The sequence below is a fragment of the Variovorax sp. V35 genome (assembly GCF_041154465.1).
GTDB lineage: Bacteria > Pseudomonadota > Gammaproteobacteria > Burkholderiales > Burkholderiaceae_C > Variovorax > Variovorax boronicumulans.
The window spans coordinates 3,554,415-3,573,152 of record NZ_AP028666.1 but is presented as its reverse complement, the minus strand read 5'-3'; the positions used below and the strand labels follow the sequence as shown (position 1 = coordinate 3,573,152).

18 protein-coding genes are annotated in these 18,738 nt (G+C 70.8%); 1 reads left to right on the top strand and 17 read right to left on the bottom strand.

The window, feature by feature from the left end; translation table 11 throughout:
* Positions 1-26: 26 nt before the first annotated feature.
* Positions 27-908: an alpha/beta hydrolase fold domain-containing protein gene (locus tag ACAM42_RS16515; RefSeq protein ID WP_070060505.1), complete on the bottom strand. Its 882-nt coding sequence runs from the start codon at positions 906-908 to the stop codon at positions 27-29.
* Positions 909-1,089: 181 nt separating this feature from the next.
* Between ACAM42_RS16515 and ACAM42_RS16510 the strand changes: the two genes are divergently transcribed.
* Entirely contained in the window at positions 1,090-2,004 is a 915-nt protein-coding gene (locus tag ACAM42_RS16510) for a LysR family transcriptional regulator (RefSeq protein ID WP_070060504.1), read from the top strand.
* A 69-nt stretch (positions 2,005-2,073) separates the two neighbouring features.
* On the opposite strand, the gene ACAM42_RS16505 is transcribed toward ACAM42_RS16510, so the two are convergent.
* The 16 genes from ACAM42_RS16505 to ACAM42_RS16430 form a co-directional block, all read right to left on the bottom strand.
* Positions 2,074-2,538, bottom strand: a complete 465-nt coding sequence (locus ACAM42_RS16505; RefSeq protein ID WP_369632667.1) for an OsmC family protein — start codon at positions 2,536-2,538, stop codon at positions 2,074-2,076.
* A 33-nt stretch (positions 2,539-2,571) separates the two neighbouring features.
* Entirely contained in the window at positions 2,572-3,300 is a 729-nt protein-coding gene (locus ACAM42_RS16500) for an LrgB family protein (RefSeq protein ID WP_099796765.1), read from the bottom strand.
* The gene (locus ACAM42_RS16495; RefSeq protein WP_056581435.1) at positions 3,297-3,650 is read right to left on the bottom strand and encodes a CidA/LrgA family protein; all 354 of its coding nucleotides are present in this window, start codon (positions 3,648-3,650) and stop codon (positions 3,297-3,299) included. The genes ACAM42_RS16500 and ACAM42_RS16495 overlap by 4 nt, the downstream gene beginning before the upstream one ends.
* A gap of 54 nt (positions 3,651-3,704) precedes the next feature.
* On the bottom strand, positions 3,705-4,721 hold the full coding sequence (locus ACAM42_RS16490; protein WP_369632666.1) for an aminotransferase class I/II-fold pyridoxal phosphate-dependent enzyme: 1,017 nt from the start codon (positions 4,719-4,721) through the stop codon (positions 3,705-3,707).
* The gene (cbiB, locus tag ACAM42_RS16485; protein ID WP_369632665.1) at positions 4,718-5,698 is read right to left on the bottom strand and encodes an adenosylcobinamide-phosphate synthase CbiB; all 981 of its coding nucleotides are present in this window, start codon (positions 5,696-5,698) and stop codon (positions 4,718-4,720) included. The genes ACAM42_RS16490 and cbiB overlap by 4 nt, the downstream gene beginning before the upstream one ends.
* Before the next feature lie 18 nt (positions 5,699-5,716).
* Positions 5,717-9,706 (bottom strand): cobaltochelatase subunit CobN, encoded by a 3,990-nt coding sequence (cobN, locus tag ACAM42_RS16480; RefSeq protein ID WP_369632664.1) that lies wholly within the window; start codon positions 9,704-9,706, stop codon positions 5,717-5,719.
* Positions 9,703-10,056, bottom strand: a complete 354-nt coding sequence (locus tag ACAM42_RS16475; RefSeq protein WP_062479884.1) for a DUF2149 domain-containing protein — start codon at positions 10,054-10,056, stop codon at positions 9,703-9,705. Before ACAM42_RS16475 ends, cobN begins: the two co-directional genes overlap by 4 nt.
* Positions 10,053-10,526 (bottom strand): MotA/TolQ/ExbB proton channel family protein, encoded by a 474-nt coding sequence (locus ACAM42_RS16470; RefSeq protein ID WP_159271949.1) that lies wholly within the window; start codon positions 10,524-10,526, stop codon positions 10,053-10,055. Before ACAM42_RS16470 ends, ACAM42_RS16475 begins: the two co-directional genes overlap by 4 nt.
* Positions 10,526-11,224: a 5,6-dimethylbenzimidazole synthase gene (bluB, locus tag ACAM42_RS16465; RefSeq protein WP_369632663.1), complete on the bottom strand. Its 699-nt coding sequence runs from the start codon at positions 11,222-11,224 to the stop codon at positions 10,526-10,528. Before bluB ends, ACAM42_RS16470 begins: the two co-directional genes overlap by 1 nt.
* A 5-nt stretch (positions 11,225-11,229) precedes the next feature.
* Positions 11,230-11,799: a cob(I)yrinic acid a,c-diamide adenosyltransferase gene (cobO, locus tag ACAM42_RS16460; RefSeq protein ID WP_095745107.1), complete on the bottom strand. Its 570-nt coding sequence runs from the start codon at positions 11,797-11,799 to the stop codon at positions 11,230-11,232.
* Between the two features lie 319 nt (positions 11,800-12,118).
* Positions 12,119-12,901: an ABC transporter ATP-binding protein gene (locus ACAM42_RS16455; protein WP_369632662.1), complete on the bottom strand. Its 783-nt coding sequence runs from the start codon at positions 12,899-12,901 to the stop codon at positions 12,119-12,121.
* Positions 12,898-13,908, bottom strand: a complete 1,011-nt coding sequence (locus ACAM42_RS16450; RefSeq protein WP_369632661.1) for a FecCD family ABC transporter permease — start codon at positions 13,906-13,908, stop codon at positions 12,898-12,900. Before ACAM42_RS16450 ends, ACAM42_RS16455 begins: the two co-directional genes overlap by 4 nt.
* A gap of 5 nt (positions 13,909-13,913) precedes the next feature.
* Positions 13,914-14,780 carry an ABC transporter substrate-binding protein gene (locus tag ACAM42_RS16445; protein ID WP_369632774.1) on the bottom strand — a complete coding sequence of 289 codons (867 nt, stop codon included), beginning with the start codon at positions 14,778-14,780 and terminating at the stop codon, positions 13,914-13,916.
* Between the two features lie 11 nt (positions 14,781-14,791).
* A complete protein-coding gene (locus ACAM42_RS16440) occupies positions 14,792-15,373 on the bottom strand; it encodes a bifunctional adenosylcobinamide kinase/adenosylcobinamide-phosphate guanylyltransferase (protein ID WP_070060494.1) in 582 nt (193 codons plus the stop codon).
* Complete coding sequence (locus ACAM42_RS16435; RefSeq protein WP_369632660.1) at positions 15,360-16,757, bottom strand: cobyrinate a,c-diamide synthase; 1,398 nt, start codon at positions 16,755-16,757, stop codon at positions 15,360-15,362. Before ACAM42_RS16435 ends, ACAM42_RS16440 begins: the two co-directional genes overlap by 14 nt.
* Entirely contained in the window at positions 16,742-18,700 is a 1,959-nt protein-coding gene (locus ACAM42_RS16430; RefSeq protein WP_369632659.1) for a TonB-dependent receptor, read from the bottom strand. The genes ACAM42_RS16435 and ACAM42_RS16430 overlap by 16 nt, the downstream gene beginning before the upstream one ends.
* Positions 18,701-18,738: the final 38 nt, after the last annotated feature.

Genomic DNA, 18,738 nt, shown 5'->3' with positions numbered 1-18,738 from the left:
AGGGGGCGGAGCGGACCCTCGCGGGCCTAGCTGGGCTCAGGGACCGCCGGGGGCGGTGTGGTGGCGCTGAAGAACTCGCGGAAGTGCTGCTGCACGCTGGCTTCGCAGGATGCGCATCCCACGGCCTCGGTGTCGTACAGCGCCTTGGGCCAGTTGTCGGCCCCGGTCAGCACGCTGCTCGTGACCTCGATGCCGGCCGAGCGCAGGCGGCCCGCGAAGGTCATGGCCTCGTCGCGCATCGCGTCGTCGGGCCCCACCAGCACCAGCGCCGGCGCCAGGGCGGCCAGCCGCAGCGATCCGCTCGGCACCGCATAGGGGTGCGTGGCGTTCGAGGGACAGCTCAGGTACTTGGCCCAGCCCGTGGCCCACCGGCACTCGGCGGCGTCGTTGGTCGCGTTGCGCAGCGAGGCGGTGCCGGCGCACGGGTCGAGCATCGGCGACAGCAGGATCTGGCCTGCCAGCGGCGGATGCGCGCGGTCGCGGGCCACCAGGGCCACGCTGGCCGCCAGGTTGCCGCCAGCCTCTTCGCCGGCCAGGTACACCTGGGCACCCTTGCCGCCGAGCTTCACGCGCTGCTTGTAGAGCCATTCGAGCGCCGCATAACCCACCTCGACCGGCTCCGGGAACGGGGCCGCCGGGGCCAGCGGGTAGTCGAGCGAAACCACCACCGCACCCGCGCCGGCCAGCAGCCGGGCCACGTTGCGGCCGTTGTCGAGATTGCCGCAGATGAAGGTGCCGCCATGGAAGTGCAGCACCAGCGGCACGGTCTCGCCCCGCGGACGCTGACCGTAGACACGGGCAGCCACGGGCTCGCGGCCGGGCAGCTCGATCGACAGATCGGACTCCACGCCTTGCGCCGCGGCAAGCGCAGCAGCTTCAGCGGACCGGGACGATGGACGGGGTGACATGGGCGACCTCAGGGGGATGGGCGATGGTTGAAATATAAGGCGCTACAAGCGCGTTGAAACAGGAAACACAGCCCTACTCTGTTTCCAAACGGAGAACAATCGGGCATACCGTAGGGGCGCATTCCTTGTGTGAGAATCCGCCTCCTTCCGGCATACGCCGGTCTCCCTGAACAGGCATTCGATGGATCAAATCCAGGCAATGCGGATCTTTGTCCGCGTGGTCGAAGCCGGCACCTTCACCCGTGCCGCCGACTCTCTGGCCCTGCCCAAGGGCACCGTCACCAAGCAGATCCAGGCGCTGGAATCGCGCCTGCGCGTGAAGCTGCTCAACCGCACGACCCGGCGCGTCACCGTCACGCCCGACGGCGCCGCCTACTTCGAGCGCGCCGCGCGGCTGCTGAACGACTTCGACGACATGGAAGCCAGCATGACCAACGCGCAGGCCAACCCCACGGGGCGGCTGCGCATCGACGTGGGCACCTCGGTGGCGCAGCAGATCATCCTGCCCAACCTGGCCAGCTTCTGCGACCGCTACCCCGACATCCAGGTCGACCTGGGCGTGAGCGACCGCACCGTCGACCTGATCAGCGACAACGTCGACTGCGTGATCCGTGCGGGCGAGCTCAGCGACCAGTCGCTGGTAGCGCGCCGCATCGGCACCCTGCACTTCGTCACCGTGGCCTCGCCGGCCTACATCAAGCGCTATGGTGCGCCGCAGCATCCGAACGACATCGAGAAGCGCCACCACGTCGTGAGCTACTTCTCGGGCACCACCCGGCGCGTGTACCCGCACGAGTTCAAGAAGGGCGACGAGTACATCGAGCTCAACGGCCCCTACCGCGTGTCGGTCAACGAGAGCAATGCGCACATGACGGCCGTGCTCGCGGGCTTCGGCCTGTCGCAGTGCATCACCTTCACCGCCGAGCCGCTGCTGGAAAGCGGCGAACTCGTCGAGGTGCTGGCCGACTGGCAGCGCGACCCGCTGCCGATCCACGTGGTGTACCCGCCGAACCGGCACCTGAGCGCGAAGGTGCGGGCGTTTGTGGACTGGGCGGCGGATCTGTTTGCGAAGAATCCGCGGTTGCAGAGGCGCTGAGGGGCGCCTTTCCCGGCCTCTTCTCAGGGCTGGATCAGCGCTGCCAACGCGTGCGGGGAGCGACTCTTGTCAGTCGACCGGCTCGCACCGCACCTCGGTCTTCACCGAATTCGCAATGAAGCACTCCTCATGCGCCCGATGGTGCAGGTGCTCGATCTGCTCGCGCGTGGGCAGGTTCTCACCCGAAAACTCAACCTGAGGACGCAGCGTGACGACGGTCATCGCCAGCTTGCCGTCGGCGTTCTTCTCCATCACCCCCGTGGCCGCGTCGACATAGCGGTCGACCACGAACTTGCGCTTCACCGCCATGGTGAGGAACCACAGCATGTGGCAGCTGGACAGCGAGGCCACGAACATCTCTTCCGGATCGACCGCCGACGCGTCGGAGAACGGCAACGGCACCACATGCGGCGACGAAGAGCCCGGCACCTCGGCGCCGCCGTCGAAACGCAGCACGTGGTGGCGGCTGTAGGTGTTGGCCAGGAAGTCCTGGTCGCCCCGCTCCCAGACGATCTCGGCGGTGTACTCGGACATGGGTCGTGCTCCTCGATGGATGGATGATGGATGTCAGACGCTCATCAGCTTCACGATCAGCGGCACCAACAGCGCGGTCGCGATGCCGTTCAGCCCCATCGCCAGCGCCGAGAACGCACCCGCGGTCTCGTTCACCTGGATGGCGCGCGCCGTGCCGATGCCGTGCGCCGCCATGCCGACGGCAAAGCCGCGCACCGCGGGCTCCTTGATGCGCAGCAGGTTCAGCAAGCCCGTGGCCATGATCGCGCCCGAGATGCCGGCGATGGCCGCGGCCACGGCCGCCAGCGACGGCAGGCCGCCGATCTTCTCGGCCACGCCCATCGCGATCGGCATGGTGGCCGACTTGGGCGCGAGCGACATCAGGAGTTCGTGCGAACCGCCGAGCACCCAGCCGATGCCGATGGCCGACACGATGGCGGCCACCGAGCCCACCAGCAGCGCCACGCCGATCGGCAGCCACAGGCGCCGCAGCCGGCCCACCTGGCTGTACAGCGGCACGGCCAGCGCCACGGTGGCCGGGCCGATCAGGAAGTGGACGAACTTGGCGCCCTCGAAATACGTGTCGTAGGGCGTGCGCGTGAGCAGCAGCACGCCCACGATGACGATCACCGACACCAGCACCGGGTTGACCATCGGGTTGCGCCCGCTGCGCGCGTGCAGCCACAGCGCGCCCAGGTAGGCCAGCAGCGTGAGCGACAGCCACAGCAGCGGCGACTGGGCCAGGAAGACCCAGATTTCAGACAGCTTGGCGGGCGCGTTCATTCCGCGTCCTTGCCGGTGATGCGGATCATCCAGCGCAGCGTGAGCGCGGTCACCGCCATGGTGAAGGCGCCGCCCACGACGCCGGCCGCGAGGAACGGGAGCCATTCGCGCCCCACCCGCTCGAAATGCAGCATGACGCCGGTCACCGCCGGGATGAACAGCAGCATCAGGTTGCGCAGCAGGTGGCCCGAGGTGTCGGTCAGTTCCTGCGGCACGCCGCCGCGCACCAGCAGGCCGACGAACAACAGCAGCATGCCGATCAGCGGACCGGGGATCGGCAGCGACAGCCACTGCACGAGCAGTTCGCCGGCAAGCTGGCACAGGAAGAGCGTGGTGATGGCGTAGAGCATGGGCCTGTTCGTTTTCCTTTTCTTGAGACAGCCCTATTGTGGTGCGAGGTGCGTTCAGCCGCTGTGTCGTGCGGCGCTGGCCCTCGCCCACGCGGCCTTCAATGCCTGCTGGCTGGCCGGCGGCAACACGCCCAGGCGCAGGTGCCCTGGCAGGCCGAAGGAGGCGCAATCGCGCAGCTTGATGCCCTCGGCGCGCAGCGCGGCGGCCCGGGGCGGGTATGGCGTGTCGGGCCGTGCGCCGAAGAAGTTGGCGTCGCCGGGCAGCACCTGCCAGCCCAGCGATTCGCACACGGCGCGCTGCCGCGCTTTCCAGTCGCGCAGGATGTCGAGGCTGCGCGCGAGCCAGCCTTGCGCTTCGTCGCTGGTCCAGGTCGTGAGCAGCGCCACGCCGTGCGTGCCCAGCGGCCACGACGGTGCAAGGCGATCGAGCCGCTCCAGCAGCGGGCCGGCCACGTCGGCATTCGCAGGTGCGATGGCGTAGGCGGCGCGGATGCCCGTGAGGCCCATCGCCTTGTTCGGTGTCCACAGCTGCCAGAGGCGGTCGCGCTGCGTGGCGTCGTGCGAGGGCTGGCCTTCGAGGCGCAACGGCTCGTAGGCCATGTCGAGCACGCAGACGGCATCGCTCGCGGCATGCTGCGCGATGTCGGGCTGCGGCTGGCCGAACGGGCTGGACGGTTCGCAGCACCAGCGCAGCACGGCGCCGTCGGCCTCCTCAGGTGCGCGCCGCACGCCGAGGCCCCAGGCCAAGGCCGAGCGTTCGTAGTCGCCGTAGCTGTGCGCGGGCAGCCAGACTTCTCCGCCGCAGCGTTGTGCCACAACCGCGCTGATGCGGTGGATGAATTCGCTCGCGCTCGCCGCGATCGCGATGCGTTCTTCGGACACGCCGTGGAAATCGGCGAGCGCAGCGCGCAGCGCGGTGTAGCGCGGATCGGGATAGTGCGCGGCGTCGGCCTCACGCAGCGCAGCCAGCACCGCGGGACACGAGCCGACCGCGTTGCCGTTGGTCGAGAAGTCGTGCGGCGCGGCACCCCTCTCGTCGGGACCGCCATGCACCGTGGATTGATTCGTCATGCCCACCTCGCCAGCAACGGCGACAGCATCGCCAGCGAAGCGATCACCGCCAGCCCCCACGCCGCCCGTTCACCGAGCTGCGCGGTGCGCGCGGTGTCGGCCGATGTGGCGGCGCGCCCTTCCCCGTTCAGCGCATACACACCCGGCTTCGCAAGCCGCACACCCAGCAGCAGCGCCATCGCCCCCATCGGCCAGCCGCTGTTGGGCGACGGCGTGCGGCGCGCCTCGCTGGCCACGCCGCGCGGCCAGCGGCCGGCCGCGAGGGCCAGCAGCAGCACGGTGAGGCGCGCGGGCAGCCACGAGAGCACGTCGTCGGCGCGCGCGGCCCACTTGCCGAACCAGGTCCAGTCGCGCCCGCCGCGTTCGCCGCGGTAGCCCCACATGGCATCGGCGGTGTTGGCGAAGCGGTAGAGCGCCGCGCCGGGCAGGCCGAACAGCACGAACCAGAACACGGGCGCCACCAGCGAGTCGTTGAGGTTCTCGGCCAGCGACTCGATGGCGCTTTCGCGCACCTCGCGCTCGCTCAGCACCGAGACATCGCGGCTCACGAGGCGCGCGAGCCGTGCACGGCCCGCCTCGAGCGATTCGCCCAGGGCGGCTTCGACCGCCAGCACCTCGTCGCGCAGCATGCGCCATGCAAAGAGCGGCTTGAACGCGAGCCCGAGCACCACGGCCATGACCCACACCGGCAGCCACTGCATCGCCAGGCTCTGCACCGCCGACGCGACGGCGAACGTGGCCATCGTACCCACGCACCAGCTGAGCGCCCCCATCGCGAAGCCGGGCAGGTCGCGCGGCTTGGTGTCGGCCGCGCGCGGTGCGAGGCGGCTGCCGATCCAGTCCAGGTAGCGGCCCATCCACACGACCGGATGCAGCGCGGCGGGCGGCTCGCCGAGCCAGCGGTCGACGGCCAGTGCCAGCCACAAGGCGGCGACCAGCGCGAGGGCGAAGACGGTGAAGGGATCGAGCGCGGGCATGGCAGGCATTCTCGTGAATCAGGCGGCAGGCACGGCCCGGCCGCGCCGCCATTGCACCAGCGCGCCGAGGGCCAGCAGCAAGGCGGCGCCGAATGCGGCGAGCAGGCGCGGCAGCACGGCGGACGGCGGCGGGGGCGATGGGGTGTCGGCGACGGGCTTCAATTGGAGGCCGGCCACCGGTTGCGCGAGGTCCGCCGCGGCGGGCGATGCGGGTGCGGGCGGGCTCGCTTCGACGGGCGCGACGGCGGGTGCGGCGACGACCGGTGCAGGGGCAGTGACAGGCGACGCCACCAACGCAGCCTGCGCAAACCGCTGCACCGCCTCGTTGCGCTCCCGCAACCCCGTGACGCGCAGCGCTTCCGTGTAGGCCTGCGCCAGTTCGCGCCGCGTCGCGGCATCGGGCTTCCAGTAGTTCAGCCGCACGGCATCGAGCATGCGCTCCAGCGTCTGCGCGAAGGCGGCGCGGTTCTCGCGCTCCAGCCACTGCCGCGTGCCGAGCTTGTAGGTGTCGCGCACATAGACCTCGTGCAGCGACTGCCAATGGTCCGCGCGCACGGCCGCGGGCGCGGTCGCCTGCCAGCCCCAGAGGAACTGCGCGGTCTTGAGCACCTGCAGCGCGCCGCTGTAGCCCTCGGCCTTCTGCGCCTCGATCCATTGCGGGTGCAGGTAGCGCGTCTGCATCTCGCGTGCGATGGCGCCGGCGGCGGTGTCGGTGCGCACGGCTGCGCCGTCGCGCAGGTTCTGCACATACAGCGTCGGGTCCTTGCCCGTGAGGTGGCGCACGGCCAGCGCGATGCCGCCCAGGTACTGGAACGGGTCGTCGTTGGTCAGCACGCCATAGAGGTTGGAGGTGCGCGCCATCAGCGCCGCATCGACCTGCGCGAGGTTGCCCGCGAAGGCGCCCGGGCGCGTCGCGCCGTCGAGGCCGCGCCCGTAGGCGTGGCCCATGCGGTCCATGTAGAGCCCGGCCATCTGCGCGTCGCCACCGCCACGCTGCTGGCCCTTCCAGAGTTCGGTGGCGAGCACCGCTTCCTCGAGCCCGGCGCCGTAGCTGCCCTGCTCGTTCGAGAACACGCGCGCGGTCGACCAGCGCCGCGCCTCGGCCGCCGTCGCGCCCCCGGCGCGCAGCGTGCGCGCCATCGCCTCGCTGTGCTGCGCGACGGCGTTGCCGGGTTCGTCGAGCGCGGCCACCTGCTGCACGGCCTCGTCGAGCCAGCGCATCACGTGCGGGAACTGGTCGCGGTACGAACCGGTGACGCTGATCAGCACGTCCATGCGCGGCCGCTTCAGCACCGCGGCCGGCACGATCTCGATGCCGACCATGCGCCCGGCCTCGTCCCAGCGCGGCTTCACGCCGAGTGCATGGAAGGCCTGGCTCTCGGTCACGCCCTGGTGGCGCGAAGCCTCGCCGGCCCAGAGCGTGAAGGCGATCTTCTGCGGCGGACGGCCGCCGTGGGTGCGGGCGTGCGCGGCGATCCAGTCGTCCATCGCGGCGACGCCGGTGTCCCAGGCGGCGCGCGTGGGCACGCGGCTGGGGTCGAAGCCGTAGAGGTTGCGCCCGGTCGGCAGGCTGTCGGGGTCGCGCACCGGGTCGCCACCGTAGCGCGATTTCAGGTAGCGGCCATCGAGTGCGGTGAGCAGGCCTTCGATTTCCTCGTTGTGGGCCAGCACCGCGTCGAGTGCGCGGGCCCGCGCGGCCAGGGGGCGCAAAGGCTCAGCGTCGGCGGTGTCGTTGCCCGCCAGCACGGATTCCAACCAACGCGCAGGCTTCGAGGCCGCGATGCCCTGCGCATCGGTGAGGAACATCTCGTCGAGGTCTTCGCCCATCGCCTGCGCCACGGGCTTGCCGAGGATCTGCAGGACCGTCTGGCGCCGCCGCTGCGCATCGGGCGCCTCGCCGAAGGTGGCCAGGCCCAGTGGTTGCGCGGTCTGCGCGAGTTCGTCGAGGTATGGGTGCAGCACAGCGATGAAGCCAGCGAAATCGGCGCGGATGCGCGCGGACGTCCATTGCAGGTCGCGGTCGTAGTGCTGGGCAACGAACTCGGCGGTGAGGCGCCGCTCCAGCGCGGTCTTCACCGCGCCGGGCGACAGCGTTTCCCAGTCGTGCATGCGGTCGTGCATGTCCCGCACGCCGGGGCGAAAGCCCGCGGGCGCGAACATCGGCGTCGAATGGCTCACCATGGTCGCGCGGCCGCGGCGCTTGGCGGTGGTCGCCTCGCCGAGGTTGTCCATGATGTACGGGTAGACGTTGGGCACGTCGCCCAGCGCGAGCAACGGATCGTCCTGCACCGAGAGCCCGCGCTCCTTGCCCGCCGACCACTCGACCGTGCCGTGCGTGCCCACGTGCACCAGCGCGTCGGCGCCGAAGCGGCTGCGCAGCCAGAGGTAGGTGGCGAGGTAGCCGTGGCTCAGCGGCACGGCCGCGCGGTGGTAGACCTGCTGTGCCTTGTCGGCCACCTGCGTGCCGGGCTCGAAACGCGGCGGCTGGCGCAACACCACCACCTGGCCGAACTGCACGCGCGGCACCACGAAGGCCGGTGCGCCGGCCACGGGCCGCAGCATCTTCGAGGCCTCGGGCGGGCCCCAGTAGGCTTCGATGCGGCGTTGCGTGTCCGAGGGCAGCGCACGGAACCATGTGAGGTACTGCGACAGCGGCAGCGTGTCGGCCAGGCCCTGGTCGAGCAGCGGCTGCAGCGCGTCGCCGCCCTGCGCGGTCGGGTAATAGGCCTTCATCGTGGCCTGCACCTGCGCGATGACGGTATCTGCGCCGGGCGCCTCGGTACGGTAGCCGGCCGCCTGCATCGCGGACAGCATCAGGTCGACGCTGCGCGGCACGTTGAGGAACGACGCGCCGAAGTTCGCCTCACCCGGCGGGTAGTTGTAGACCAGCATCGCCACGCGGCGTTCGGCGGCGGGCGTGCGCCGCAGGCGCAGCAGCGCGACGGCCTTGTCGGCCACGGCGCCGATCTGCGCGGGCAGTGGCTGCAGGCTGCCGGTGGCGGCATCGCGCGCGGTGACGAGCATCGGGTCGGTCATGCCCGCGAGTTCGCTCGGGCTGTAGTAGGCCGCGATGTCGGTCTGCGCCAGGCCGTCCTTGCTGCGCGCCCATTGCGCCGCGTCCATGGCGAGCGAGGGCAGCGTCTGCAGCACCGGCACGCCGATGCGTTCGAGTTCGGCCTTGCGCTCGTTGGGGCTGAACACCAGCGCGGCGTTGACGAGGAGGTCGGCCACACGACGCTCGCCCTCCCCCGCGTGGGTCATGCGAAAGAACAGATCCTTCTGCTGGCGCGGACCGTAGAAGGCGTAGGCGCGCAGGCCACGCTGCGCGAGCGTGCCGATCAGGCCGTCGAGCCAGCCGGTGTCGTCGCTGGTGAGCGTGGCGCTGTTGACGGCGATGGCGACGGTGCCCTGCCCGCTCGGCAGTGCTTCGACGGCCGCGATGCTGCTTTCGACGCGCGGCCAGTCAGGGTGATAAAAGCCCGCGAGCGGCAACGGCACGGGGTCAGGGAGTCCGGCTGAATCGCCGACCCGCGCCATCGCCTGCACCGAGGCCTTCAGGTTCGCCTCGCCCGGAAAGCGCCAGTAGGCGCGCAGGCGCTGCGCCCAGACCGCATCGACGCCGCGTTCGGCCGCGAGCGGTGGCACCTCGGGCGGTTTCTGGCCTTTTGCCACGAGGGCGAATTCACCGATCTGCACATAGGGAACGGCACTGCGCGCAATGACGTCGCCGAAGCGCGCCGCCGCCGACTGGGCGACGCTGAGGTGCGGCGCATCGATGACCAGCAGGCGCGCGCCATCGAGCGCGGTAGCCAACGCCTCGGGCGTGTCCTGCGCAGCCGACACCACCTGCAGCGGCACGCCGGCTTCACGCGCCGCCGTCTGCAACCGCACCACGCGCGCAGGCGACACCAGCGCCGTGCTCAACACCACGACACGCGACTCGGCCGCCACCGCAGGCTGCGCCATCAGGCACAGGAACCCCAGCCAGAAGACGAAAAGCCGCGTCACTTCCCGCCCGACGCCGGCACCGCGTCCGCCGGCACGTAGATCATCGTGCCGTCCTTCAGGCGCCAGGCGGTGCCGGCCTTTTCGCCGTCGCCCTGCCCCGTCGCGCCGCTGGCCTTGAAGCGCGTGACCTTCCGGCCTTCGCGCGTGATGATCTCCATGTCGGGCTGGCCCTCGTGGCGGATGACCGTCACCTTGTCCTGCGAAAACGGGTTCACCGGGTTGTTGATGACCGCGATCATCAGCATGCCGATGACGACCATGAAGACGTCGATCAGGTTGATGGTCGAGAGCACCGGGTCGTCGTCGTCGCTGTCCAGGCTGCTCAGGATGGAGAACTGGCGTCGGCTCATGACAGCCGGTCCCGCGCGTCGAGCAGCATCACCAGCTCGCGCATGAGCCAGCGGCGGCGCACCGTGTAGACCACGAAGGTGATCGAGGCCGAAGCCAGCGCCACGATCACGGCCGCGAACGCGGGCGCCAGGCTCTGCGCCACGCCCTGCGATTCGCCCGAGGCCACGGCCACGAGCGCCGGGCCCATGGGGATCATGGTGGCGATCAGCCCCAGCATCGGCGCCACGCGGCTGCACAGGCGCACGCCTTCGAGCTGCTTGAGCACGACCAGCTCCATCTGTTCCTGGCTGGCCTGCGCATGAGGCTGCAGCACCAGCGCACGCGACGGGTCGCGTCGGCGCTGCCACCACTCGATGCCGAAGGCGCCGAGGCAGTACACCGCATAGACGAAAGACAGCAGCACGCCGAGCGTCACGGGCCAGAGGAACAGGCGCGCGAGCTCGAAGAGAACGGTGTCGAAGGCCAGCATCAGGTGGGCTCCACGCAAGAAGATGAAGTGGAAGAAGGATCGAACAGGTCCGACGGCCGGCCCCAGCTTTCGTCGAACACCAGCGACGCAAGCGGTGCGCGCTTGGCCCAGCGTTCGCGCTGCAGCATCGGTTCTTCGTAGAACGCATGCACCGGGCCCAGGCACAGCAAGGCGATCGGCTCCGCGCCGTCGGGCAGGCCGAGCAGCACGCCCAGCTCGGCGGGTTCGAACAACGACACCCAGCCCATGCCCAGTCCTTCGGCACGCGCCGCGAGCCAGAGGTTCTGGATGGCGCAGGAGGCGGAAGCCAGGTCCATCTGCGGCAGGGTGCGACGACCGAACACATGCGGCTCGCGGCCGTCAGCGAGCGTCACCACCAGCAGCTCGGCCGCGTCGAGCACGCCCTGCACCTTGAGGCGCATGAACTCGTCTTCACGCTGGCCGAGCGCGCGGGCGGTGAGCACGCGTTCGCGCTCGACCACCTCGTGCAACTGCCGACGCAGCCCTTCGCCGCGCACGCGGATGAAGCGCCACGGCTGCATGAAGCCGACACTGGGCGCATGGTGCGCGGCGTCGAGCAGGCGGCGCAGCGCCTCGGGCTCCACCTCGCCACCTGCAAAGTGGCGCATGTCGCGCCGCTCGTGGATGGCGCGGTACACCGCCTTCGCCTCGTCGGCCGCGAACGCATGCGCCACCATCGGGGTCAGTCCTCGATGCCGCGCTGCGCCGGGATGCCGGCCTTGAACGCGTGCTTGACCATCTGCATCTCGGTGACGGTGTCGGCCAGCTCGATGATCTCGGGCGGGCAGCGGCGGCCGGTGAGCACGACGTGCACGTGCTTGGGGCGCGCGCGCAGGGTCTCGAGCACGCCCTCGAGCGGCAGCCAGCCGTAGATCAGCGGGTAGGTGATCTCGTCGAGCACCACGAGGAAGAAGTCGCCCGACAGGATCGCGGCCTTGGCCTTTTCCCAACCGTCGCGCGCGAGCTGGCCCGAGCGTTCGAGGTCCTGGCTCTTCCAGCTGAAGCCGTCGCCCAGGCCTTCGATGGGAATGCCGATCTGCTCGAACATGCGGTGCTCACCGAAGCGCGCCGACGGCACCTTCATGAACTGGTAGATCTTCACGGCCTTGCCGCGGCCATGTGCACGCAACGCGAGGCCGAATGCTGCGGTGCTCTTGCCCTTGCCGTCGCCGGTGTTGACGATGACGATGCCGCGGCGTTCGCCTTCGGGCTTTTCGTAGGGCTTTTCGCTGGGAGGGGTTTCTATTTGCATGAGGGGTTCCGTTCTTGGGTGTTCTTGTGTCCGTTGTTCAGGGCGTGTGCACAGGCCACCGGGTACTTCCCTCCGCGAATGTCCCCCGGGCTTCGCCCTCCTCCTTGATTTCGCTGCGGGAAGCACCCAGTGTCCTGCGCACCTGGGCACGCTGTCGGTTCGTGGCCGATCAACGACCGCTGCGAACAACGATCACGCTGATGGGGTGCCTTGCGCAGCGAAATCAAGGAGGAGGCCGCAGGCCGGGGGACATTCGCGGAGCAAGGTGCCCCGTCGGCGGGAGCGCGCCCCGAAGCAGCATCGGGAAAGACAGCAGACGTCATCGCGGCAGCGCAATCCATTGGTCTGCCACGCGATGCACGCGAATCCGATGGTCGAACACCTGTTCCAGCGCTGCATGAGTCTTCTGGTCGGAACAGGCACCGTGATGCGTCACCCGCCCCCGATTCATCACCACCAGTTCGTCCGCAGCCAGTGCCATCGGCAGTTCGTGCAGCACGCTGACCACGGTGCGGCCTTGCGCGACCAGTTCGCGTGCCGTCTGCATCCAGTCCGCCTGATGCGGTGGATCGAGATTGGCCAGCGGCTCGTCCATCAGCAGCAGCTCTGCCTCGACCGCCAGCGCACGCGCCAGCAGCACACGCTGGCGTTCGCCGCCGGAGAGTTGCCCCAGCGGACGGTCGCGCCAGTCCCAGGCCTGGGTGCTGCGCAATGCGCGCTCCACCGCATCTCGATCGGCTTCGCTGGGTGCCGCGAGCCAGCGCTGGTGTGGCAAGCGCCCCAGCATGGCGACGTCGTAGACCATCAAATCGTCGGCGCTGCCCTCGCCCGTGCCGCTCTGACCCAGCCACGACAGGCGGCGCGCGCGCACGCGGGCCGGCACAGCCGCCTGCGCCTCGCCGAAGAGCCGCACTTCGCCGCGATGTGCGAGCAGACCTGCCAGCGCTTTCAACAACGTCGACTTGCCGGCACCGTTCGGCCCGACGATGCTGGTCCAACGACCAGCCGCGAGCGACAGGTCGATGCCGTGCAGCACCTCGACCGACCCGAGCGTGGCGCTGAGGCCATGCGCTTCGAGCGCGGCGGATCGAGTGCGGCTCATAGGCCGCCTCCCTTCGCGCCGCGCCGGTGCATCAGCCACAGCAGGTAGCTGCCGCCGAGCACGGCCGTGAGCACGCCCACGGGCAGTTCCTGCGGCGCAATCAGCCAGCGCGCCAGCAGGTCGGCCGCCATCAGCAGCAGCCCGCCCATCAACGCCGACAGCACGATCAGCCGCGCGTGCGTGGTCTTGACCACCGAGCGCACCAGGTGTGGCGCGGCCAGGCCGACAAAAGCGATCAGGCCGGTCTGCGCGACGGCCGCGCCGGTCGCCAGCGCCAGCACCGCCACCAGCGCGGCGCGCATGGCGCCCAGCGGCAGGCCCAGGCTGCGCGCCGTGGCCTCGCCGAGCGCGAGCCCGTCGAGCACCGGCGCGAGCGCCCAGGCCAGCAGCAGGCAGGCCACGCCGACCGCCGCCATCACGGCGCAGGCGGCCCAGCCGACCAGCCCGGTGCTGCCGAGCACGAAGCCCTGCAGCGCCTGAAGAATGTCGGCCGAGGCGATGGTGATGAGGTCCTTGGCGGCGCCCAGCACCACGCCGACGATCACGCCCGCCAGCAACAGCCGCAGGGTCTGCTGCACGCCGCGCGCCAGCGTGAGCGTGAGCAGCACCGCGGCCACCGCGCCGACGAAGGCCGCGCCGGTGAGTCCCAGGCGCATCACCCATTGCGTGCTGGTGACGGAGCCGCCGAACAGCATCAGCGCCAGCGCCACGGCCAGCGACGCGCCCGAGGCGCTGCCCAGCAGGTACGGATCGGCCAGCGGGTTGCGGAACAGGCCCTGCGCCACCGCGCCCGCGAGCCCGAGCAGCGCGCCCGCGAGCCACGCGCCGAGGGTGCGCGGCAGGCGGATGTCCCACACGATCTGCAGCGCCACCGGGTCGTGCCGCGCGGACAGCAGGCTCTGGAAACCGGTGCTGCCGATGCCCAGGCCGAAAAGCAGCAGCGCCGCGCCCAGCACCAGCAGGCCGGCACCGAGCAGCAGCACGCGACGCAGGTGCGCGGAATGCATGCCGCTCACCGCCCCTTGTCCGACAGGCACTGCGCCATCAGCCGCGCGGCCTCGTCCATGCGCGGGCCGGGGCGCACGACCACGTCGGTCTGCTCGGCGTCGAAGCGGCACACGCGGCCTTCGCGCACCGCGCGGATGCCGCCCCAGCCAGGTCGCTGCTCCAGACCCATCGCGCTGCGCACGCTGACCATGATGAGGTCGGGGTTCGCACGCACCACGAACTCGGGGTTGAGCTTGGGAAAGGGGCCGAGCGACGCCGGCACGATGTTCTTCACGCCCAGCCGCGCGAGCGTCTCGCCGATGAAGGACGAGTCGCCTGCCGCGTAAGGGCCGGTGTTGACCTCGAAGTACACGCGCAGGCCCTTGGCGCTGGCGGGCAGCGACTGCGCCGCGGCCGACACGGCCGCGTCGATGGCGCGCCACACGGCGGGCGCCTCGTGCGTGCCGAGCACCTGGTCGAGCGCGCCCAGCACGCGGCGCACGTCGGCGTGGCTCTTGGGTTCGAGCACGATCGCCTTCAGGCCCAGCGCTTCGAGCCGTTGCGTCACGCGCGACGATTTGGCGAGCAGCACCACGTCGGGCTTGAGCGCGACGATGGCTTCGACGTTCGGGTCGATCCCGCCGCCAAGCTGCGGCAGCGCGCGCACCTGCGCGGGCGAGTTGGAATAACGGTCGACGCCGATCAGGCGGTCGCAGGCGCCGAGTGCGCAGACGCCTTCGGTCAGCGACGGCAGCAGCGAAACGATGCGCTGCGGCGGCTGCGCCAGGTGCACGGTGACGCCGCGCTCATCCACTACATCGACGGCCTGCGCCGCCTGCGCGCCCACCACCAGGGCGAGCCCGAGCAACGACGCGCGCAACCAGGTCTTCATGCGATCGAAGCTCATGCGCCGGGCGCCTTCAGCGTCAGCGGCAGGCCGGCGACCATCAGCGTCGCGCGATGGCAGGCGGCCGCCACGTCCTGGTTCAGCCGGCCGAGCACGTCGACGAAGGCACGGGTCTCGCGGCCCAGCGGGATCACGCCCAGGCCGATCTCGTTGCCGACCAGCACCACCGGCCCGCGCGCCTCGCGCAGCGCGATGAGCAGCAGCGTGGCGTGCGCCGAGGGCGTGCGCGTGACCACGGCGGCGCCTTCGGTGCGCAGCGGCATCAGCAGGTTGGTGAGCCACAGCGTGAGGCAGTCGACCACCACGAGCGTGTCGGGCGCGCTCTGCGTGACGATGGCGCGCCCCAGCTCGATCGGCTCCTCGAGGGTCTGCAGACCGGGCACGCGCTCGGCGCGGTCGGCCTGGTGGCGCGCGATGCGCTCGCGCATCTCGTCGTCGTGGGCCTGCGCGGTGGCGATCAGCACCGCGCGGCGCGATGCGGGCGCTTGGGCCAGCCAGTCGGCCGCGCGCTGCTCGGCGCGGCGCGACTTGCCGCTTTTCTGGCCGCCGAGGATGAATTCGTGCTCAGTGAGGGGCATCGGGGGGCGCCTGTGCGGCGTGGCTGTCGAGTTCGAGGGGCATGGCGCCGAAGAGCCGCGCGGTCGCTTCCGGGCTGGACGCGAACCACGCATGGAAGTAGCTCGCGCGCACGGGGCCGTGCACGTACAGCGCCTCGCCGCCGCGCGTGCCGACGGTGCGCGCGGCGGGCGCGAGCGGCGTCTCGCAGCGCGAGTAGTGGAAGGTGTGGCCGCGCAAGGCATGCGCACCCAGGTCGAGCTGCTGCGGGCCGAGACCGGCCAGCCGCTTCTGCATGACCGCCCGCCCCGGCAGCACGCCCCAGAGGCGGTGCACGTCGGTCGGCTCGGCGTCGTCGCGCGTGGCGAGTTCGTCGAACAGCGCCATCATGCCGCCACACTCGGCCCAGATCGGTTTGCCGGCCGTGACGTGGTTGGCGAGCGAGAGCCGCAGCCGGTCGCTGGCCGACAGCACGGCCGCATGCAGCTCGGGGTAGCCGCCGGGCAGCCAGGCGGCATCGCAAGGCGGCAGCGGTTCGTCGGCCAGCGGCGAGAAGAACGCGAGCCGCGCGCCGAGGGCTTCGAGCACCTCGAGGTTGGCCGGGTAGATGAACGAGAACGCCGTGTCGCGCGCGATGGCGATGGTGCGTCCGGCCAGCAGCGGCGCGACGGGCGCCGTCGGCGCGGGCTCGAAGCGCACCTGCGGCAGCTGCCCGGGCGTGCGCTGCCCCAGCGGCGTGGCGGCGAGCACGTCGGCCGCAGCGTCGAGCCGCACCATCGCATCGCCGAGTTCGGCGGCACCGACCAGCCCCAGGTGGCGTTCGGGCAGCGCGAAATCGGCGCTGCGCGGCAAGGCGCCGAGCCAGTCGCCGGGTTCGCGCAATGCGTCCTTCAGCATGTCGGCATGGCGCTCGCCGGCCACGCGGTTGGCCAGCACGCCGGCCCAGGGCAGGCCCGGGCGGAAGTTCTGCAGGCCGTAGGCCAGCGCGCCGAAGGTGCCGGTCATGGCCTGGGCGTCGATCACGGCCAGCACGGGCAGGCCCAGGCGCTCGGCCAGCTCGGCCGCGCTGGGCGTGCCGTCGAACAGGCCCATCACGCCTTCGACGATCACCAGGTCGGCCTCGCACGCGGCGGCATGCAGGCGCGCGCGGCAGTCGGCCTCGCCGGTCATCCACAGGTCGAGCGAGTGCACCGGCGCGCCGGTGGCCAGCGCGAGCCAGTGCGGATCGAGGAAGTCGGGCCCGCACTTGAAGGCCCGCACGCGGCGGCCCTGGCGCACGTGCAGCCGCGCGAGCGCCGCCGCGACCGTGGTCTTGCCCTGCCCCGAGGCCGGCGCGGCCACGAGCACCGCGGCGCAGGTGACGGCTGCACCGGGCGAGGAGCGGCGGGTGTTTACTGCGGAGTCCACTTGAGTCCGACGTACGCGGTGCGGCCCCCGGTGGCGTAGAGCCGTGCGAACTGGTAGTCCTTGTCGCCCACATTGTCCACGCGCGCCACCAGGTTCAGGTCGCGCATGATCTGCTTGCTGGCCGACAGGTTCAGCAGCGTGTAGCCGCCGAGCTTGACGGTGTTGGCGGCGTCGTCGTAGCGCTTGCCCGAGCTTTGGAGCTCGGCGCCCAGCGTCCAGCCGGCGATGCGCCAGTCGGCGCCCAGCGTGCCGTGAGCCCGGGCGCGGCGTGCCAGCAGGTGGTCGGTGGCGAGGTCGCGCGGGTCCTGGTAGTCGAGCGAGGCGCGCAGCGTGACGTCGCCGATGCGGTGGCCGCCCGTGAGCGTCACGCCTTGGTAGCGCGCACGCGCCGTGCTGGCGTAGCAGCCGAACGACGACTGGCAGCCCTTGGCGCTGCCGTCGAACACGATCAGGTTCTGCACGCGGTTGCGGTACAGCACGATGCCGGCCTGCGTGGCGCCGGCCGTGTACTGCAGGCCCAGCTCGACGTTGCGGCTCGATTCGGGTTGCAGGCTCGCCAGGCCGTACTCGCTGAAGCGCTGGTACAGCGTGGGCGCGCGGAACGCGGTGCCGGCCGACACGGTGGCGCGCAGGCTCGGCGTGATCGCGTAGCCGTAGGCGGCGCTGCCGGTGGTCTTGCCGCCGAACTCGCTGTCGTCGTCATGGCGCACGTGCAGCTGCAGCGAATGCGGGCCCTTCACGTAGCCGTAGCCCAGTGCGGCGGCGTTCTGCGAGCGGTCGCGCGAGAACAGCTTGGCCGAGGTGGTGGGCGCGTTCTCGAGCGCGTCTTCGCGGCGCTCGAGCGTGGCGGTCACCAGGTGCGCGCCGAAACGGAACTCGTTCTGGAACAGGTAGCCGCGCAGGCGGGTTTCGGTGCGATAGAACGAGGGCTGGGTCTTGTAGACGGTCTGCGAATCGGTCACCTGCAGGCGGGTGCTGTAGATGTCGTTCCACTTGGCCGACCAGGTCAGACCGGCGGTGCGCAGCTCGTTGGTCGACACGTCGTCGCGGAAGGTGATCGGCGGCTTGGTGCGAAAACTCACCGACGGGTCGTAGGCCGCCTCGGTGTTGCTGGTGAGCAAGGTGGCGTCGATGCGCTGGTCGGGCGTGATCTGGAAACCCAGCTTCAGGTTGCCCGAGGTGCTGCGGTAGCCGTCGCGGTCGGGGTTGGTGAAGCCGTCTTTCGAGGGCGTGCGCTTGGCGATCGGCTGGATGTTGAAGCCCTTGCTTTCCTCGTGCGCCACGCCGAACGAGTAGTCGAGCAGGCCCGACTTGCCGCTCACGCCGCCTTCGATCCGGCGCAGGCCGTGGCTGCCGAAGCCGATGCCGGCGTAGGGCGACACGCCCTCCTCGCCGCGCTTCGTGAAGAGCTGGATCACGCCGCCCACGGCGTCCGAGCCGTACACCGCGGCGGCCGGGCCGCGCAGCACTTCGATGCGGTCGATCTGCGCGAGCGGAATGCCTTCCCAGCCGGCGCCGCCGGTCGATTGCGAATCGATGCGCACGCCATCGAGGTAGACCGCAGTGAAGCGCGATTCGGCGCCGCGGATGAACACGCTGGTGGCGTTGCCCACGCCGCCGCTGCGCGAGATCTCCATGCCCGGCAGGCGCGCCAGCACGTCGGCCACGCCGGTCGCGCCGCTGCGCTCGATGGTCTTGCGGTCGACGATGGAGACATCGCCCACCAGGTCCGACAGCGCCTGCGGCGTGCGGTTGGCGGTGACGACGGTCTCGTCGAGCGTGGCAGGTGCTGCTGATGCAGCTGCGGCTTGCGCCTGCGCGGCCAGCGGCAGCAGGGCCAGGCCGCCGAAGGCCGAGGCCAGGGCGAGCGTCAGCGGCAGGCACGCGGGACGGTTGCGGCGCACGCTGGCGCGGCCGCTGGAGAGGGAAACACAGGAAATCATGGGGTGAACCGAACGAACTTCTATGCCCTGGCCGGCTT

Excerpts from the sequence above, each read along its gene's own strand:
- ACAM42_RS16445 (WP_369632774.1), bottom strand. The coding sequence starts at position 14,780 with ATGAAGACCTGGTTGCGCGCGTCGTTGCTCGGGCTCGCCCTGGTGGTG.
- ACAM42_RS16490 (WP_369632666.1), bottom strand. The coding sequence starts at position 4,721 with ATGACGAATCAATCCACGGTGCATGGCGGTCCCGACGAGAGGGGTGCC.
- ACAM42_RS16515 (WP_070060505.1), bottom strand. The coding sequence starts at position 908 with ATGTCACCCCGTCCATCGTCCCGGTCCGCTGAAGCTGCTGCGCTTGCC.
- ACAM42_RS16440 (WP_070060494.1), bottom strand. The coding sequence starts at position 15,373 with ATGCCCCTCACTGAGCACGAATTCATCCTCGGCGGCCAGAAAAGCGGC.
- ACAM42_RS16510 (WP_070060504.1), top strand. The coding sequence starts at position 1,090 with ATGGATCAAATCCAGGCAATGCGGATCTTTGTCCGCGTGGTCGAAGCC.
- ACAM42_RS16470 (WP_159271949.1), bottom strand. The coding sequence starts at position 10,526 with ATGCTGGCCTTCGACACCGTTCTCTTCGAGCTCGCGCGCCTGTTCCTC.
- cobO (WP_095745107.1), bottom strand. The coding sequence starts at position 11,799 with ATGCAAATAGAAACCCCTCCCAGCGAAAAGCCCTACGAAAAGCCCGAA.
- ACAM42_RS16500 (WP_099796765.1), bottom strand. The coding sequence starts at position 3,300 with ATGAACGCGCCCGCCAAGCTGTCTGAAATCTGGGTCTTCCTGGCCCAG.
- cbiB (WP_369632665.1), bottom strand. The coding sequence starts at position 5,698 with ATGCCCGCGCTCGATCCCTTCACCGTCTTCGCCCTCGCGCTGGTCGCC.
- ACAM42_RS16450 (WP_369632661.1), bottom strand. The coding sequence starts at position 13,908 with ATGCATTCCGCGCACCTGCGTCGCGTGCTGCTGCTCGGTGCCGGCCTG.
- ACAM42_RS16475 (WP_062479884.1), bottom strand. The coding sequence starts at position 10,056 with ATGAGCCGACGCCAGTTCTCCATCCTGAGCAGCCTGGACAGCGACGAC.
- bluB (WP_369632663.1), bottom strand. The coding sequence starts at position 11,224 with ATGGTGGCGCATGCGTTCGCGGCCGACGAGGCGAAGGCGGTGTACCGC.
- ACAM42_RS16495 (WP_056581435.1), bottom strand. The coding sequence starts at position 3,650 with ATGCTCTACGCCATCACCACGCTCTTCCTGTGCCAGCTTGCCGGCGAA.
- ACAM42_RS16430 (WP_369632659.1), bottom strand. The coding sequence starts at position 18,700 with ATGATTTCCTGTGTTTCCCTCTCCAGCGGCCGCGCCAGCGTGCGCCGC.
- ACAM42_RS16505 (WP_369632667.1), bottom strand. The coding sequence starts at position 2,538 with ATGTCCGAGTACACCGCCGAGATCGTCTGGGAGCGGGGCGACCAGGAC.
- ACAM42_RS16455 (WP_369632662.1), bottom strand. The coding sequence starts at position 12,901 with ATGAGCCGCACTCGATCCGCCGCGCTCGAAGCGCATGGCCTCAGCGCC.